Origin of the sequence: Mycobacterium sp. (assembly GCF_035499775.1) — a bacterium.
In the GTDB taxonomy this organism is placed as follows: domain Bacteria; phylum Actinomycetota; class Actinomycetes; order Mycobacteriales; family Mycobacteriaceae; genus Mycobacterium.
The window spans coordinates 1-15,743 of the sequence record NZ_DATJYB010000046.1; the positions used below are offsets into that span (position 1 = coordinate 1).

A 15,743-nucleotide genomic window follows, 5' to 3' on the forward strand; every position below is an offset into this window, starting at 1 on the left:
CAGCTGGACCAGCAGCGGGAAACCGCGTTGGTGCTGCAGCACGCCATCCTCGGGCCGGCGCAATTGCCCAATGGATTCGCGGTGCGCTACCAGCCCGCCACCCGGCCCCTGCAAGTCGGCGGCGACTGGTATGACGTACTCAACCTCGACGACGGGCGCATCGCGTTGGTCGTCGGCGACTGCGTCGGTCACGGCCTGGCCGCCGCGACCATCATGGGCCAGCTGCGCAGCGCCTGCCGTGCGCTGCTGCTGGAGAACCCCAGCCCGGCCGCCGCGCTGGCCGGCCTGGACCGGTTCGCCGAGCGGCTTCCCGACGCCCCCTGCACCACGGCGTTCTGCGCGGTACTCGACCCTTCGACCGGCGAGCTGATTTACTCCAGCGCCGGGCACCCGCCACCCGTGCTGGTCGAGGCTGATGGCACCGTGCGGATGCTCAGCGACGGACGATCTCTACCGCTGGGGCTCCTGGTGGACCGACCCCGCTCGCAAGCCGACGCGACCCTGCCGGCCCGCGCGACGCTCTTGCTGTACACCGATGGTCTGGTGGAACGCCGTCGTCAGCCCCTGGAGCAAGGCATCGCCCGTGCCGCCGGCGTCGTCCAGGACGGCGGCGCCACTTCCCTGGAGGACCTGGCGACCGCGCTCATGTCCAGCCTGGCGCCCAGCGGCGGCTACCAGGACGACGTCGCCCTTTTGCTCTACCGTCAGCCCGCCCCGCTCGATCTCGAAATACCGGCCTACGTCAGCCAACTCGCCGGCACCCGCGCCGCGTTGCGCGACTGGCTGACAAAGGCCGCGGTGCGTCCGACTCAGATCCAAGACATTCTCGTCGCCGCCGGCGAAGCCGTCGCCAACGCCATCGAGCACGGGCATCGGCACAGTGCCGGCGGCACCGTCAACATGCGCGCGGCCGTCTTGGTCGACCAAGTGCAGCTGACCATCGTCGACACCGGTTCCTGGAAGCCCCTGGCACCGATCCGCGACACCCGCCGCGGCCGCGGAATCACCCTGATGCGGGGGCTGATGCAGGACGTCGTCATTCAGCCCGGAGTAGGCGGCACGACCGTTCACCTATGCGCAAGGATCGTCTAGTGACCACACCGCTCGCACTCGCCACCAACCGTCGCGACGACGGGACGTACGTGCTGAGTGCGGTCGGAGAACTCGATCTGAGCAATGTCGACTCGTTCACTCAGGCCCTCGCCGCGGCCATCGACGCGGCGCCCGGGGCCGATGCGGCGGTCACGATCGACCTGAGCGATATCGAGTATTTGGACAGCAGCGCCATCAACGTCCTGTTCATTCACGCCGATCAGATTCGGGGCCTCATCATCAACCCCATCCTGCGCGCTGTCGTCACCTTCAGCGGCCTGCCCGAATTGGTCGCTGTCGAGGCCCCTGTCGAGCCTGAACCGCCTAGCGAGGACCAGCAATGATATTCATCGTCGTCAAGTTCGAAACCAAGCCCGAGTGGACCGAGCGCTGGCCGGAGCTGGTCGCGCCATTCACCGCGGCCACTCGTGCCGAAGCGGGCAACCTGTGGTTCGAGTGGTCGCGCAGCCTGGACAACCCGGCCGAGTACGTCCTTGTCGAAGCCTTCCGTGACGGCGACGCTGGTGGCGTGCACGTCAACAGCGATCACTTCAAGCATGCGATGCAGGAACTGCCGCAGGCGCTGGCGTCCACACCCAAGATCATCAGTCAGACGATCGACGCGACGGGGTGGTCGGAGATGGGAGAGATGTCGGTCTAGTGGCGATCGCTAGCGCGGCGTGGCCGGGCGCAGCGGGTCGCCACCATCGGGATTAGCTTACGAGAACGGCGATTTCCTCGCCTAGCTGATGACCGGGTGCCAGCGGCAGCGCGTCACCGCTCCAAAACTTGCCCGGGTCAAACCAGTTCGTGTCCTTGTCGGTGATCAGCAATCCCATTTCCTCGTAGGTGATCGCCACCGTCTCCGCACAGTAGGCCGTGGCAAGGCTCATCTTGCGATCTTCCCGACGGTGCCGGGTCTGTTCGCGAACTTTCTTGTCCACCACCGGAATTCCCCGCACCCAGTCGTTGATGGTCGGGATCCGGCCGCGGAACCACCGGCCGGTCAACCGAGCGGTGGTGGGGAATGCGGTGCCGTCCATCCGTGCGATGACCCGCAGCAGTTCATTCTCTTGTTCACGGGTGGCGTACGGCGTCAGCTGGCGCAACCAGCACCGCTGGTGGTAGCGGTCGGTCCACTGCAGGACGGCTTGTCGAAGATCGTTGAGCTGCACGCCGCGGTGATTGGTGCCGGTCCACATGTCGACCAGCTTGTCGCCGAGTTCGGCATGCCAGATCAGCGGCGGCAGGTCGTCGATGGCCACCGTCATGCCGACGTGGTTCACCGGGGCGTTCGTCAGCGTCTGAATCGCGCGATCGGGCCGCGACCGGCCGCGAAACAGCCAGAGATCGCCGGTCCGGGTTTCGTTCAGCGCCTCGTCGAGGGTCAGCATGCTAGGGCCGCCGCAGTACTTCGTTGGCGAGCTTGCGGGCAGACACGGCCGCCGGGCAACCCGCGTAGCCGGCCATGTGGTAGATCGCCTCTTCGATCTCCTCGATGGTCAACCCGTTGTTCCGCGCGATCTGGAAGTGGATCTTCAGCTCGTCGCTGGCCCGCAGGGCGATCAGCGCGCCCAGGGTCACCAGGCTGCGCGACCGACGATCCAGGCCGGGGCGCGTCCACAGCGCTCCGAAAACGTGATCGAGGGTCAGCTCGCCGAGCTCGTCGGCGACACCGCCGTCGCGCAGGCTGGTGACGTCGTCCGGGATGCCGGGCAGCAGTTCCCTGAGCACGTTCAGACCTTCGGTGCGGATGTCAGCCATTGCTGTTCGCCTTTCGTGGTTCGCGGGAGATCTGGTAGTCGATGTAGGCGTCCCAATCATCGACGCGGCGGCGCAGTTCCTCGACGACCTGCGGATGGGTGGGCACGAAGAACCGGTTGTGCAGGATCGCATCGGCGACCAACTCGCCGACCGGCGCGGGGTCGAGCAGCTCGAACTGTTCGCCGGGGATCCGCAGTGCCGCCCCGGCGCCGAAAGTCGGTACGGCAGCGGCGATATTGGTCAACACCGGTCCCGGACACAGCAGTGTGACGCCAATGTTCTTGGGCCGCAGATAGATTGCCAGTCCCTCGCTGATCTGCACGATGGCGGCCTTGGTGGCCCCGTACGGCAGTCGGTCGTAGGAATACGTGAAAAGCCCCGCGATGGAGGCGGTGTTGACCAGGTGCCCGCTGCCTTGGTCGAGCAGCAGCGGCAGGAACGCGGTGTTGCTGCGCACCACCGACATCAGATTGATGTCCAGGATGCGTTGCCATTCGGTGACCGGGATGTCTTGGGGCAGACCGTTGGTCAGCACGCCGACGTTGTTGACCACGATGTCGACCCGGCCGAAGCGCCCCAGCGCCGCGTCCCGAATGTCTTCGAACGCTTTGGGATCCGCGACGTCGGCGCGGTGCGCCAGCATGGAGCCGCCCTGGCCGCTCAGGCCCGCCAGACGGTCGTCGCTGATATCGACGGCCACGATGTGAGCGCCCGTGTCGCTCAGTGTCCGGGCGACGGCGCGGCCGATGCCGCTGCCTGCTCCGGTGATGACGGCGACCTTGTCGCGAAGCGTGTCCATGGCGCTAATAGCCTGTCAACTATGCGCAGCATTTGGAAGTGGATCGGGCTGGCCGGCGTCGCAGGCGTCGTCGCCGGTGGCGCGCTGGTAGTACGCGACCAGCGGAAGCGACGTTCCTACACGCCCGACGAGGTGCGTGCCCGGCTGCATCAGCGGTTGGCCGAATCCGAGGCTTCTGAGGCTTCCACCGCGTACAAGCGGTAGCTGCCGGAAAACCCTTTCAACTCGACCTCGCGGCCCTCGTCGAAATGGATATCGTCGCACTTAATGACGGCGTCGCGCACCGGTTTGCTGACCAGGATCTGGCCGCCGACGGCCTCGGCGGCGACTCGTGCCGCCATCGCCACGTTGCGCCCGAACAGATCGTCACCGCGGCGCACCGAGCGGCCCATGTGGATACCGATCCGCACCCGAATTTCCTGGTGCCGCTTGCGATTTGCGCTCGGGTGGAGCGAGTCCTGGACGTCTATGCCGCACCGCACCGCCTGTTCGGCGCGCGCAAAGGCGATCATGAATCCGTCGCCCTGACTCTTCACCACATGTCCCCCCCGTTTTTGCACGAGTTCGTGGACAATCTTGTCGTGCGTGCCGATCAATCTGACCCATGCGCGATCGCCGATCCGCTCGTTGAGGGCGGTGGACTCCTCGATATCGGAGAACAGGATCACCACCCGGCCGTCGGGAGTGATCCGGGCCAGGTCGGGCCGCTCGACCTCGGCCCAGTCGGCGAGGTCCTCGATCGAGCTGCGCACCGCCGCGCCGAAGCCTTCCTTGCGCACGATGCTCGCCGTTTGCCACACCTGCTTGACGGCCTCGCGGCCGCCGGACAGCAGCCAGTTACGTGCGTCGGTCCGCTGCCGCAGTTCGTCGGCCTCCCGACGACTCTGGGCGAGCAGCCGCCACAGCACGACGAGGCCGCCCGCCTCGATCAGGGCAACCGCGGCCAAGACGTACAGCGCGAGATGCAGCACATCACCCATGCCGGGCCATCCTTCCAGGGCCGATGTGGCCGGGCCGGTCGGGCCTATACGCTCGGCAGTGCGTGGTGAAAATCGGGAGGTGCGGCCTTGGCCGACGATGGCGGTAGTTCCTCAGACCTACTGGTGATCTTCGGAATTACCGGTGACCTGGCCCGCAAGATGACGTTTCGCGCGCTGTACCGGTTGGAGGCCCGCGACTTGCTGGATTGCCCGGTCCTGGGGGTGTCCAGTGACGACATGTCGGTCGACAAATTGGTCGACCGGGCCCGTGAGTCCATCACCGACGCCGGCGAGAAGATCGACGACGCGGTGTTCGCCCGGCTGGCGAGCCGATTGGACTACTTGCGCGGCGACGTCACCGACAGCGAGCTGTACGACTCGCTGGCCGAGCTGATCGGTTCGGATTACCGCCCGATGTTCTATCTGGAAATGCCGCCTTCGTTGTTCGCGCCGATCGTCGAGAACCTCGGGCACGTGGGGCTGCTGCAGCGAGCCCGCGTGGCGGTGGAGAAGCCGTTCGGCCACGATCTGGAGTCGGCGCGCGAACTCAACGCGCGGTTGCGCGCGGTGCTCGACGAAGACCAGATCCTGCGGGTGGACCACTTCTTGGGCAAGCAGCCCGTCGTCGAGCTGGAGTACCTGCGCTTCGCCAATCTGGGGCTCGCCCAGGTGTGGGACCGGCACAGCGTTTCGGAAATCCACATCACCATGGCCGAGGATTTCGGTGTGGAGGATCGCGGCAAGTTCTACGACGCGGTGGGTGCGGTGCGCGACGTGGTGCAGAACCACCTGTTGCAGGTGCTCGCGCTGGTCGCGATGGAGCCTCCGGTCGGCCCCAGCGCCGACGATCTCAACGACAAGAAGGCCGAGGTGTTCCGTGCCATGCCGGCGCTGGATCCGCAGCGCTGCGTGCGGGGCCAGTATCGCGGCTACACCAAAGTGCCTGGGGTGGATAAGGATTCACAAACCGAGACCTTCATCGCGCTGCGCGCCGATATCGACAACTGGCGCTGGGCCGGAGTGCCGATCTTCCTTCGGGCCGGAAAAGCATTGCCGGAGCGCGTTACCGAGGTCCGGTTGTTTCTGCGCCGAGTTCCCGGCTTGTCGTTCCTGCCCAAGAACAGACCGGCCGAGCCGAACCAGATCGTGCTGCGCATCGACCCCGATCCGGGTCTGCGGCTGCAGCTGTCCGCCCAGATCGGCGACGCGTGGCAGGACATCCACCTGGACTCTTCGTTCGCGACGGATCTCGGTGAGGCGATACAACCCTACGAGCGGCTCCTCTATGCCGGGTTGACCGGCGATCGTCAGCTTTTCGCGCGGGAAGACAGCATCGAACAGACGTGGCGCATCGTGCAGCCGCTGCTGGATGAACCGGGCGAGATCCATGAATACGACCCCGGGTCCTGGGGGCCCGAGGCCGCGCAGTCATTGCTGCGCGGACACCGCAGTTGGCAGCAGCCGTGGCTTTCCTCGAGCGGCAAAGCAAGGTAAGGAGACGAAAGAATATGCAGCTGGGGATGATCGGCTTGGGCCGGATGGGCGCGAACATCGTGCGTCGAGTGGCCGCGGCGGGACACGAGTGCGTGGTCAACGACCACAACCCCGATGCCGTCAAGGCGATGGAAGGGGAACACAACACCACCGGCGCGTACTCGCTGGCCGAACTGCGCGACAAGCTCACCGCACCGCGTGTCGTCTGGGTGATGGTGCCCGCGGGCGACATCACTACCGGGGTCATCGAGGAGTTGGCGCAGAGCCTCGAATCCGGCGACATCGTGATCGACGGCGGGAACTCCTACTACCGCGACGACTTCAAACACGCAAAGCTGCTGTCCGAGAAGGGGATTCACCTGCTGGACTGCGGCACCAGCGGCGGCGTGTGGGGCAAGGATCGTGGCTACTGCCTGATGATCGGGGGCGACGACTACGCCTTCGAGCACGCCGAGCCGATCTTCGTCACGGTCGCGCCGGGCGTGGACGCCGCGCCGCGTACGCCGAGCCGTGACGGTGAGGTAGCGCAAGCCGAAAAGGGCTACCTGCATTGCGGTCCAACCGGGGCGGGGCACTTCGTGAAGATGGTGCACAACGGCATCGAGTACGGGATGATGGCCTCGCTCGCCGAGGGGCTGAATATCTTGCGCAACGCCGACATCGGTAAGCGCATCGAAAAGGGCGACGCCGAAACGGCACCGCTGGAGCACCCCGAGTTTTATCAGTACGACTTCGACATCCCGGACGTCGCCGAGGTGTGGCGCCGGGGCAGCGTCGTCGGCTCCTGGCTGCTGGATCTGACCGCGAGCGCGCTGCACGGTTCGCCTCAACTCGAGGAGTTCGCGGGGCGGGTCTCCGACTCGGGCGAGGGCCGGTGGACCGCCATCGCGGCGATTGACGAGGGAGTTCCCGCGCCGGTGCTGACGACCGCTCTGCAGGCCCGGTTCGCCTCGCGTCGCCTCGATGAGTTCGCCAACCAGGCGCTGTCGGCGATGCGCAAGCAGTTCGGCGGACACGCGGAGAAGCCGGCTAACTAGCAGGGGGGATGGCCTGACTCACCGAGCTAACTGGTCAGGCGCCTGACGAACGCCACCACCACGTCGCTGAAGGCGTCGTTGTCGTCGCCGGCGGCGGTGTGCCCGGCGTTGGACAGCTCGACGAACTCGGCGCGCGGCACCGTCTCCAGGAAATGCCGAACCCCTTCGGGGCTGACCACATCGGAGAGCTTGCCGCGGATCAGCAGGATCGGGATCTTCAGGTTGACGGCGGCCTCTTCGAAACCCTCGGTCCGTAGCTCCGGGTCGTCTCCGGGCGCGGTCATGAACGCCGGATCCCAGTGCCAGTACCACCGCCCGTCACGCAGGCGCAGGTTCTTTTTCAGCCCTTCGGGACTGCGCGGTTTCTCGCGGTACGGCAGGTATGCGGCGACGGCGTCGGCGGCTTCCTCGAGCGAGCCGAATCCGTGGATGTTGGTGAGCATGAAATCCCGGATCCTGGCACTGCCGGTCTTCTCGTAGCGCGGCACCACGTCGACGAGGACCAAGCCGGTCACCCGGTCGGGTCCGGCGCTGTCGGCGACCAGGATGCCGGTCAGTCCGCCCATGCTGGCCCCGATCACCACCACCGGGCGACCGATCGCATCCAGCACCTGCAACACATCGGCCGTCAAGGTTTCGACGGCATAGTCCGCGTCCGGCGCGCGGTCACTGTCACCGTGCCCGCGGCTGTCGAGTGCGACGACGTGGTAGCCCTCGTCGGCCAGGATCTGGCCGGTGCTCTTCCAGGAGAACCGGTTTTGCCCGCCACCGTGCAACATCAGGATGGTCGGCTGGCCCTCTGGGGCCCTGCCACGGTTCCATTCGTCGCCGATCAGGGTGATTTCACCGACGCCGGAAAACTCAACCGTCTGCGGGCCACTGCTCACGGCACTCATTCTTTGACGTTACATAGAGAGGTTAAGCATCTGCTCCGGGGGGTGGCGGCAGCGGCGCGTCGGGGAACAACTCGGCGAAGCTGCCGAACAGGATGCGGTCCCTGGTCTGCTGGTCGACGTCGTCGAACAACTGGTGCAGGGTGGCCTGAGTGTGGCCGAAGGTGCCCTCCATGTGCGGGTAGTCGCTACCCCACAGCACGTTGTCGAAACCCATCGCGGTCACCGCCGCGATCGCCGACGAGTCGTGCTGGAACGACGCGTACACCTGCGAGTAGACGATCTCGCGCGGGCTGCGCTTGAGTTTGGGCCGCACCACCATCGCGTGCTGGCGATAGCCCTCTTCCATCCGGTCGGCGACGAACGGCACCCAGGTCGCGCCGCCCTCCGAGATCAGCACCCTGAGGTCGGGGTGCCGGTCCAAGGCGCCCGAGGCGACCAGCTTCACCACCGCCCGTTGGCCCCCGAACGACGTCTCGACGTAGTTGAGCACCGCGCCGCCGGGGCCGTGATGGGTGATGCCGATCGAGCCGCCGGCGGCGAAATCGACTGGCTCCGTACCGATATGGAAGGCGACCACCATGCCGATGTCCTCGGCGACGGCCCAGAACGGCTCCCACTCGTCGCGGTTGTAGTCCCGCTGTGCCGGGTGAGGCGTGACGGGAAGGAAAACTGCCTTGAATCCCATTGCGCCGCAACGCTTCAGCTCGTCGACCGCATCGCCGATATCCAGCGTGGAAACCTGCGCCGTCGGGATCAGCCGCGGCGAGTAGTCCATGACCGTTTCCTTGCACCAGTCGTTGGAGGCCCGCATCGCCTCGCGGAACAGCTCCGGCGTGCGAAACGAGCCCGCCCACATGCCCAGCGACGGGAACACCAGTTCCGCCCAGATGCCTTCGTCGTCGAGGTCGGCCAGTCGTTTGGTGACATCGCGGGAGCCGGCCGCGGCCACCGTGGCAGCCATGAACTCCTCCTGGGCAAGGCTCGGCAGCCGGCGACGGAACACCTGGCCGTCGACGTAGATGGATTCCCACCGGCCGTCGGGATCCTTCTCGCTGCGCGGCGCCAGCTCGGCCAGTCGTTTCGGCAGCCGCGAGCGCCACAGGTCCGGGGGCTCGAGGACGTGCGAGTCGCCGGAATTGGCCCAGAGCTTGAGGGGCTTGACGGTGGCGGTCATGACGGAATATTAGAATTACGTTCTAAAACTGTCAACGTTCCGGCGCGGTGAGTTCCGGGCGCCGCTGCGGTCTATCTATCAGACGAAGACCGGACGAAAAGGAGACTGGATATGCCATCGATCACCCCCTCGCTGTGGTTCGACCACAACCTGGAGGAGGCGGCGGAGTTCTACACCTCGGTGTTCCCCAACTCGCGGATCGAGGGTTTGAACAAGACCACCGAGGCGGGACCCGGCGAACCGGGCACGGTGCTGAGCGGGACTTTCGTGCTCGACGGCCTGCGCTTCATCGGCATCAACGGCGGTCCGCACTTCCGATTCACCGAAGCGGTGTCGTTCACGGTCCACTGCAAAGACCAGGACGAGGTGGACTACTACTGGGACCGGCTGACCGACGGCGGCGAGGAATCGCAGTGCGGCTGGTGCAAGGACCGCTACGGCCTGAGTTGGCAGATCATCCCGGACCGGCTGTACGAGCTGATCGGCGACCCGGACCGGGCGCGTGCGGCGGCGGCCACCCAGGCGATGTACAGCATGCGCAGGATCGTCATCGCTGATTTGGAAAAGGCGGCGGGGGCTGCAGCCAGCAGGATTTAGGATTTGCGTCATGCCCGACGGTCGACTCGCAAATCCCGATTGCTCACTCGGTACCGATCCGCGCTCGGACCCCAGAATGGTCAAGTTTTTGGCGCAGTTCGGCATGGACACTGTGCTGCCTGCGCTGCCCGTGACCGTTGACTCGCCACTCGCCGATCGGCTGGCCTTCATCGCCGAGACCGAAGAAGTCAGCAGCACGGTCTTCTCGTCGTTGGCACAAGCAATGCGGAGCGTCGAAGGAGTGACCACCACGACCGTCACGATCCCTGGCGGCGACGGACAAGACCTGGCACTGTATGTCAGCCGTCCCGACACCGGTGTGGCCCTGCCGTGCGTAGTGCACCTGCACGGTGGCGGCATGGCCTTCCTCAGCGCCGCCGACACCGCCTACCTTCGCGAATGCGAATCCCTAGCTGCCACAGGGCTTGTCGTCGTCGGCGTCGAATTCCGCAACTCGGCCGGCAAGTTGGGCGTTCATCCCTATCCGGCCGGGCTGAATGACTGCGCCGCCGCAGTTCGTTGGGCGTTCGCCAACCGCGAGCAACTCGGCATCACTCACGTGGTCGTTTCCGGAGAGTCGGGTGGCGGCAACCTGACGCTGGCGGTCACGCACAAGGCCAAGCGTGAGGGTTGGCTGCACGAGATCGCCGGCGCGTACGCGCAGTGTCCCTTCATCTCCAACCGGTGGCTGGAACAACCGGACGAGTTCGTGTCGATGAGAGAAAACGACGGCTACTTGGTCGGTTGCGAGCAGCTCGCGATATTCGCGTCGGTCTACCACCCGGAGCGCGCGCACTCCGGCGACCCCACCTGCTGGGCGGGCACCGCGACCGAGGAGGACTTGGCCGGCATGCCCCCGCACGTCATCTCCGTCAACGAGCTCGATCCGTTGCGCGACGAGGGACTGGACTACTACCGCCGGTTACTACGCGCACGGGTTTCGGCGGTAGGCCGCATTGTCGCGGGCACGTGTCACGGTGGTGACTTGCTGCTCGGCCCCGCCATGCCGGAGGTCTTCGCGGCGAGCATCCGCGATGTCAGCGGCTTCGCCAAGTCGCTGGCTTGAGAGCTGACTACTTCAGCCCGCGAATGAGGAAGACGGCGCCCGGCACCCGGTAGCCGAGTTGGTAGAAGAAACCGGTCGCCGTGAGCCGGGAGTCCGCGATGATTCCGGCTGCCCCAAGCTGGCGCGCGCGATCAACGAGCGCTTCGTGCAACACTTTTCCGGCGCCGGTCCGCTGACATTCGGCAACGACGGCGATGTGGCTCAGGAAGACGTGAAACCCGTTGAAGACAGACAATGCTGCGCCGACACAGTCTTCGTTGTCGAGGATCACCAAGCAGGTTTCGGGGGAGCTGTCGATGGCTCGCCGGATCTTGGCTTCCACGCCGTCCGGCCTGCATAGATCCACGGCAATGAACAACGTGGCGATCCGTTCGATGTCTGCGGGCTCCGCTTGACGGACGCGAAGTTCGGCCATGTTCACCCAATCAGTCGGTCGATGCAGTCGATCGCCGCATCGGTGATCGCCGCGACATCGTCAGGGTTCTCGCATTCCGCGACCATCAGCGACGACTCCGCCATGGTGGCTACCAGCACGCGGCTCAGGAGTTGCCCGCCGACCGACTTGTCCAGCTCCAAGACCGCCATCCAGCTGCGGAAGGCGGCTTGCATGCGATCGCGGCGGACCACCTCGAAGCCGGCCGGCGTGTCTCCGGACGACAGGACCCTGGCGAGGCGGCGGTTCTCCCACATCGCCTCGAGGTAGGCCCGCACATGCAGTTCGAACGTGCGGCGCCGGTCTTGTGATCCGGCGGGGCCGGCTTGTTGGAGAGCCGCGTCGATGCGCCGGTCGACGGCGTCGGCCATCTGCTCGAAGATCGCCAGGAACAGTTCGCTCTTACCGCCGAAGTGGTGATAGATGCTGCCGATGCTGGCGCCGGAAGCGGTCACCACGTCGGCCATCGTCGCCGCGGTGAATCCTCGGGTCGCGAATACCTCGGTTGCTGCGTCGAGGATGCGCCGCTGGGTGGCGTCGGTCTTGGCCCAGCGGCGAGCCTGCGCCGAGGTGGTCATGGGTAGACGTTAACCGGCGGGTCTGGCGGATGTCGGCAACGGTCAGCAAGATAGGACGGGTGACTGAGCCACGGTGGATCGACGTCCCGGGGCCGGAGGGGAATCTGAAGGCCCTGACCTGGGGGCCGCCCGATGGTCCAATCGCGTTGTGCCTGCACGGTTTCCCCGATACCGCGTACGGATGGCGCAAGGTCGCTCCCCGGCTGGTCGAGGCGGGCTGGCGGGTGGTCGCACCGTTCATGCGCGGCTACGCACCGTCGTCATTGCCGGCCGACGACTGTTTCCACGTGGGTGCGCTGATCGACGATGCTTTGCGCGTGCGCGCGGCCGCGGGCGGCACCGAGCGCGACGTGGTGATCGGCCACGACTGGGGTGCGGTTGCCGCCACGGGTCTGGCCGCGATGCCCGACAGCCCGTTCGCCAAGGCGGTGATCATGTCGGTGCCGCCGGCGGCGGCGTTGTCGGTGAGCGGGGCCAGGGACCGCGGCCGGGTGGCCCTGCTGATACCGCCGCAACTGCTGCGCTTCTGGTACATGTTTTTCTTCCAATTGCCTTGGTTGCCTGAGCGTTCCGCTTCGTGGATACTGCCGCTGCTGTGGCGGCGCTGGTCGCCGGGCTATCGCGGTGCCTACGAAGATCTGCGGCACGTCGACGCCGCGATCGGCACACCGGAAAGCTGGCGCGCGGCGCTGGGGCCGTACCGGGCGAACATTCGTCATCCCCGGCCGCCGGCGCGATATGCCAAATTGAACCGGCTGTGGTTGCGGCCGCCCCTACTGCCCAGCCTCTATCTGCATGGTCGCGACGACGGTTGCATGACACCGGCTTTCGCGTTCTGGACGGAAAAGGTGCTGCCCGCCGGCAGCGAGGTGGCCATCGTCGACCACGCCGGGCATTTTCTGCAGCTCGAGCAGCCGGACAAGGTCGCCGAATTGGTGTTGGCGTTCATTGGCTCGCCCGGCTGAGGCGATGGCCATTCACTGGATGGCGGCCGTCGACGCGCAGTTCTATTGGATGTCGGCCAAAGTCCCCAGCGACGAGTTCCTGCTGTATGCGTTCGCCGGTGTACCCGACGACCTGGATGGCGCCATCGACTGGGTGCGCCGCCGTGCTCGGGCGTGCCCGGGCTTGGCCATGCGGCTCGAGGATGGATGCGCCCTCAGCTATCCGCGGTGGGTCGGGATGGCCCTCGAGTCCACGCAGGTCGTCCGGCACGAACTGGCCGACGACGGCTGGCCAAGCTACCTGGCCGCGGTCGTCGGCCTCGCCGATGACCAGCTCGATGTTCGCCGGATACCTTGGCGCCTACATGTTTTCCCGGCGGTGTCGGGCATTCCGGGTGTCGACGGTCCGGGCGCCGTTGCGGTCCTGCAGGTTCCGCATGCGCTGGCCGACGGCGCTCGTGCCGCGGCGATGGCGGCCTGGCTGTTCGGCCGGGCGGCCCCGGTGCCCGAGGTGACCCCGATACCCGCGGGCTGCTTGCCGTGGCGGGCCGCCGAGGCGGCCCGGACCCACCGCCAGTTGGATCGTGACACCCGCGCGGGTCAGCTGGCGCCGGGGGTGGGATTGCGCCCGCCGCTGTCTACCAACGCTCGCCCGGGCGGTACCCGCTCGGTGCGCACGCTGGTGCGGCACCGTTCGCAGCTGCCCGGCCCGACCGTGACCGTCGGAGTGCTGGACGCGGTGTCGACCGCACTGTCCGAGTTGCTCGACGGTCCGGTCGATTCGCTGGGCGCCGAGGTGCCGATGGCCAAACCCGGTGTGCCACATGCACATAACCATTTCGGCAACGTCGTCGTCGGGCTCTATCCGGAACTCGGCCGCGATGCGCGGGTGCGGCGGATCGCGGCCGACTTGGCCAACGGCCGGCGCCGCTTCGAGCATCCGGCTACGCGTGCCGCCGACCGCGCCTTCGCGGCGGTACCGGCGCCGCTGCTGCGGTGGGGCATATCCCGGTTGGACCCCGACGTCCGGCCGGCGCAGGTGGCCGGCAACACCGTGGTGTCCAGCGTCAACCGTGGCGCGGCCGACCTGAGTTTCGGCGGCGCACCGGTGGTGCTGACGGCAGGGTATCCGGCGCTGTCGCCGTCGATGGGTCTGACCCACGGAGTGCATGGCATCGGCGACACCGTCGCGATCAGCGTCAACGCGGCGGAGTCGGCCGTTCCCGACGTCGACGCCTATCTGCGACTCCTGGACGCAGCGCTCTAGGCCTATTGAGCGTCACCGGATCTGGCCGCTTCCTCGCGGGTCAGGCCGGCGGCGAGGATCAGCTCTTCGTGCAGTTCGAACCACACGGTGTGAAAGGAGTCGACGAGCGGTCCAGTGCGGCACTCAACTTCGTGGGGTACGTGCTGAGCCGCGGCAGTAGCGCGGCAACCGTCGCGATGATCGGCGCGGCCCGCTGGTGTACGCCGTCGAGGCGGGCCAGCACCGCCGCGTCTTGCGCATCGCCGGACTCGGCGGCTTGCCGTTGCAGTGATGATCTAGGTTTGCAGTTATGTCGGATATCACTGCCTACGACGTCGGGTTACTGATCCTCAGGCTGGCGCTGGGTCTGACGATGGCCGCGCATGGCCTGAATAAGTTCTTCGGCGGCGGCCGGATCCCGGGCACCGCGCGCTGGTTCGAGAGCATCGGGATGAAGCCGGGCAAGTTCCACGCCACCGTCGCAGCCTGCACCGAGACGGCTGCCGGGCTCGGTCTGGCGGCGGGGCTGCTCACCCCGATCCCCGCAGCGGGTTTCGTGTCGCTGATGATCGTGGCGGCCTGGACAGTGCATCGCCCCAATGGTTTTTTCATCGTCAAGGAAGGCTGGGAGTACAACCTGGTGCTGGCGGCGAGCGCCGTCGCGGTCGCCACGGTGGGCCCCGGGAAGCTCAGCCTGGATTATCTGATCTTCCACAAGAATTGGATGGACGGCTGGGCCGGTTTGGCGATCTCGCTGGGCCTCGGCCTCGCCGGGGCCATCGGGCAGCTGGTGATTTTCTATCGGCCACCGGTCAAGCAGGCAGGGTAGCTACGGGTCGTCGTCATCATCGGGCCATCGGGAGTAGGGTGCCGCCGCCGGTCAGGGCTTTGCCTGCGGCGGCCTCTAAATCGGCCAGGGTGGCGGTGACCACGATCGACACCGGTAGGCCGTTGTGTTGACCCAGTTCGCCGGAGGCGAGCTGGCCGCGTAGTCCGGCCAGTAGGCCGTCGTGGTTGCGTTGGGCGGTGGTGCGGTGATCACGGCGGACGGCGTCCTGATCGGGTGTGGCATCGACCACGGGGTTTTCGTCTTCGGGGTTGCATGCTCCGGGGGCGGCCAGTTTGGCCAGCATGGCCTCCAGGGCGGCGCGCAGTTGGGGGGTGAGTAGCCCACTGATCCGTGACATGCCGTCGTGGTCCTGTTTGCCCAGGGTGAGGCCGCGTTTGCGCAGCCGTTCCTGTTCGCGGTAGTCGCCGTCGGGGTGTAGCCAGTCGATGATCCGCTGGGCATATTTCGCCAGCTCGTCGGGGCGGTACCCGCCGGCTTTGTCGGCCAGATCGGCGTCGATGGCCTCGCGGGTGCACACGTCCACCTCGGCGGGCAGCGCCGCGAGCAGGCTGCGGATCACTTTGACGTGTCCGTCACCGATGCGGCCCTGGCGTTGGGCGGCCGCGGTGGCGGCCAGTTGCGGCGCCAACGGCTCGCCCGTCAATGCCCGGCGCTCCCCGAGGTCTTCGGCGTCGGCGATGCGTTGGCCGGCGTCGGCTTTGGTGATGCGTAGCCGGTTGGCCAGCGCCTCGCGCAGGGTGCCGCCGAGTTCTTCTTTGCCGGCTTGGGCGTGGAGTTCGTTGATCAGGGTGTG

General features: G+C 66.7%; 19 protein-coding genes and 2 pseudogenes. 11 read left to right on the forward strand and 10 right to left on the reverse strand.

Features of this window, described 5'->3' with window-relative positions; translation table 11 throughout:
• From VML93_RS02880 to VML93_RS02890, 3 genes are all read left to right on the forward strand, one after another.
• On the forward strand, window positions 1-1,092 hold a 1,092-nt coding region (locus VML93_RS02880; RefSeq protein WP_325607490.1), incomplete at its 5' end, for an ATP-binding SpoIIE family protein phosphatase.
• Window positions 1,092-1,436 (forward strand): STAS domain-containing protein, encoded by a 345-nt coding sequence (locus tag VML93_RS02885; RefSeq protein WP_325607492.1) that lies wholly within the window; start codon window positions 1,092-1,094, stop codon window positions 1,434-1,436. The genes VML93_RS02880 and VML93_RS02885, both read left to right, overlap by 1 nt.
• Entirely contained in the window at window positions 1,433-1,753 is a 321-nt protein-coding gene (locus VML93_RS02890) for a putative quinol monooxygenase (RefSeq protein ID WP_325607494.1), read from the forward strand. Before VML93_RS02885 ends, VML93_RS02890 begins: the two co-directional genes overlap by 4 nt.
• Window positions 1,754-1,805: 52 nt before the next feature.
• On the opposite strand, the gene VML93_RS02895 is transcribed toward VML93_RS02890, so the two are convergent.
• Genes VML93_RS02895 through VML93_RS02905 form a run of 3 tightly spaced genes read right to left on the reverse strand, consistent with a single transcriptional unit; the run spans window position 1,806 to window position 3,655 of the window.
• Window positions 1,806-2,486, reverse strand: coding sequence for a guanylate cyclase (locus VML93_RS02895; protein ID WP_325607496.1), 681 nt, complete (start codon window positions 2,484-2,486; stop codon window positions 1,806-1,808).
• Between the two features lies 1 nt (window position 2,487).
• The gene (locus VML93_RS02900) at window positions 2,488-2,856 is read right to left on the reverse strand and encodes a carboxymuconolactone decarboxylase family protein (RefSeq protein WP_325607498.1); all 369 of its coding nucleotides are present in this window, start codon (window positions 2,854-2,856) and stop codon (window positions 2,488-2,490) included.
• Complete coding sequence (locus VML93_RS02905) at window positions 2,849-3,655, reverse strand: SDR family oxidoreductase (protein WP_325607500.1); 807 nt, start codon at window positions 3,653-3,655, stop codon at window positions 2,849-2,851. The genes VML93_RS02900 and VML93_RS02905 overlap by 8 nt, the downstream gene beginning before the upstream one ends.
• Window positions 3,656-3,676: 21 nt before the next feature.
• Between VML93_RS02905 and VML93_RS02910 the strand changes: the two genes are divergently transcribed.
• The gene (locus VML93_RS02910) at window positions 3,677-3,859 is read left to right on the forward strand and encodes a hypothetical protein (protein WP_325607502.1); all 183 of its coding nucleotides are present in this window, start codon (window positions 3,677-3,679) and stop codon (window positions 3,857-3,859) included.
• Here VML93_RS02910 and VML93_RS02915 read toward each other — a convergent pair.
• Window positions 3,805-4,635, reverse strand: coding sequence for an adenylate/guanylate cyclase domain-containing protein (locus tag VML93_RS02915; protein ID WP_325607504.1), 831 nt, complete (start codon window positions 4,633-4,635; stop codon window positions 3,805-3,807). The two genes, VML93_RS02910 and VML93_RS02915, sit on opposite strands and share 55 nt — an antisense overlap.
• An 87-nt stretch (window positions 4,636-4,722) precedes the next feature.
• Here VML93_RS02915 and VML93_RS02920 point away from each other — a divergent pair, with 87 nt between their 5' ends.
• Together VML93_RS02920 and gnd are read left to right on the forward strand one after the other, a co-directional pair.
• Window positions 4,723-6,129 carry a glucose-6-phosphate dehydrogenase gene (locus VML93_RS02920; RefSeq protein ID WP_325607506.1) on the forward strand — a complete coding sequence of 469 codons (1,407 nt, stop codon included), beginning with the start codon at window positions 4,723-4,725 and terminating at the stop codon, window positions 6,127-6,129.
• A 14-nt stretch (window positions 6,130-6,143) separates the two neighbouring features.
• Window positions 6,144-7,166, forward strand: coding sequence for a phosphogluconate dehydrogenase (NAD(+)-dependent, decarboxylating) (gene gnd, locus VML93_RS02925; protein ID WP_325607508.1), 1,023 nt, complete (start codon window positions 6,144-6,146; stop codon window positions 7,164-7,166).
• Between the two features lie 26 nt (window positions 7,167-7,192).
• Here gnd and VML93_RS02930 read toward each other — a convergent pair whose 3' ends face one another.
• Window positions 7,193-8,062 carry an alpha/beta hydrolase gene (locus VML93_RS02930; RefSeq protein WP_325607510.1) on the reverse strand — a complete coding sequence of 290 codons (870 nt, stop codon included), beginning with the start codon at window positions 8,060-8,062 and terminating at the stop codon, window positions 7,193-7,195.
• Window positions 8,063-8,084: 22 nt separating this feature from the next.
• Window positions 8,085-9,236, reverse strand: coding sequence for an amidohydrolase family protein (locus VML93_RS02935; RefSeq protein ID WP_325607512.1), 1,152 nt, complete (start codon window positions 9,234-9,236; stop codon window positions 8,085-8,087).
• A gap of 111 nt (window positions 9,237-9,347) precedes the next feature.
• On the opposite strand from VML93_RS02935, the gene VML93_RS02940 reads away from it, so the two are divergent.
• Window positions 9,348-9,833, forward strand: coding sequence for a VOC family protein (locus VML93_RS02940; RefSeq protein ID WP_325607514.1), 486 nt, complete (start codon window positions 9,348-9,350; stop codon window positions 9,831-9,833).
• Between the two features lie 10 nt (window positions 9,834-9,843).
• Window positions 9,844-10,899, forward strand: coding sequence for an alpha/beta hydrolase fold domain-containing protein (locus VML93_RS02945; protein ID WP_325607516.1), 1,056 nt, complete (start codon window positions 9,844-9,846; stop codon window positions 10,897-10,899).
• A gap of 7 nt (window positions 10,900-10,906) precedes the next feature.
• On the opposite strand, the gene VML93_RS02950 is transcribed toward VML93_RS02945, so the two are convergent.
• Both VML93_RS02950 and VML93_RS02955 read right to left on the reverse strand, forming a co-directional pair.
• The gene (locus VML93_RS02950) at window positions 10,907-11,314 is read right to left on the reverse strand and encodes a GNAT family N-acetyltransferase (RefSeq protein WP_325607518.1); all 408 of its coding nucleotides are present in this window, start codon (window positions 11,312-11,314) and stop codon (window positions 10,907-10,909) included.
• A gap of 2 nt (window positions 11,315-11,316) precedes the next feature.
• Complete coding sequence (locus VML93_RS02955) at window positions 11,317-11,910, reverse strand: helix-turn-helix domain-containing protein (protein ID WP_325607520.1); 594 nt, start codon at window positions 11,908-11,910, stop codon at window positions 11,317-11,319.
• 59 nt (window positions 11,911-11,969) lie between these two features.
• Here VML93_RS02955 and VML93_RS02960 point away from each other — a divergent pair, with 59 nt between their 5' ends.
• Both VML93_RS02960 and VML93_RS02965 read left to right on the forward strand, forming a co-directional pair.
• Window positions 11,970-12,875 (forward strand): alpha/beta fold hydrolase, encoded by a 906-nt coding sequence (locus VML93_RS02960; RefSeq protein ID WP_325607522.1) that lies wholly within the window; start codon window positions 11,970-11,972, stop codon window positions 12,873-12,875.
• A gap of 4 nt (window positions 12,876-12,879) precedes the next feature.
• Window positions 12,880-14,121 (forward strand): WS/DGAT domain-containing protein, encoded by a 1,242-nt coding sequence (locus tag VML93_RS02965; protein WP_325607524.1) that lies wholly within the window; start codon window positions 12,880-12,882, stop codon window positions 14,119-14,121.
• A gap of 2 nt (window positions 14,122-14,123) precedes the next feature.
• Here VML93_RS02965 and VML93_RS02970 read toward each other — a convergent pair.
• Window positions 14,124-14,353, reverse strand: a pseudogene (locus VML93_RS02970) (MarR family transcriptional regulator); the annotation flags it as partial.
• 66 nt (window positions 14,354-14,419) lie between these two features.
• On the opposite strand from VML93_RS02970, the gene VML93_RS02975 reads away from it, so the two are divergent.
• Window positions 14,420-14,929 carry a DoxX family protein gene (locus tag VML93_RS02975; RefSeq protein ID WP_325607526.1) on the forward strand — a complete coding sequence of 170 codons (510 nt, stop codon included), beginning with the start codon at window positions 14,420-14,422 and terminating at the stop codon, window positions 14,927-14,929.
• A 22-nt stretch (window positions 14,930-14,951) separates the two neighbouring features.
• On the opposite strand, the pseudogene VML93_RS02980 reads toward VML93_RS02975, so the two are convergent.
• A pseudogene (locus VML93_RS02980) lies at window positions 14,952-15,743 on the reverse strand (13E12 repeat family protein); the annotation flags it as partial.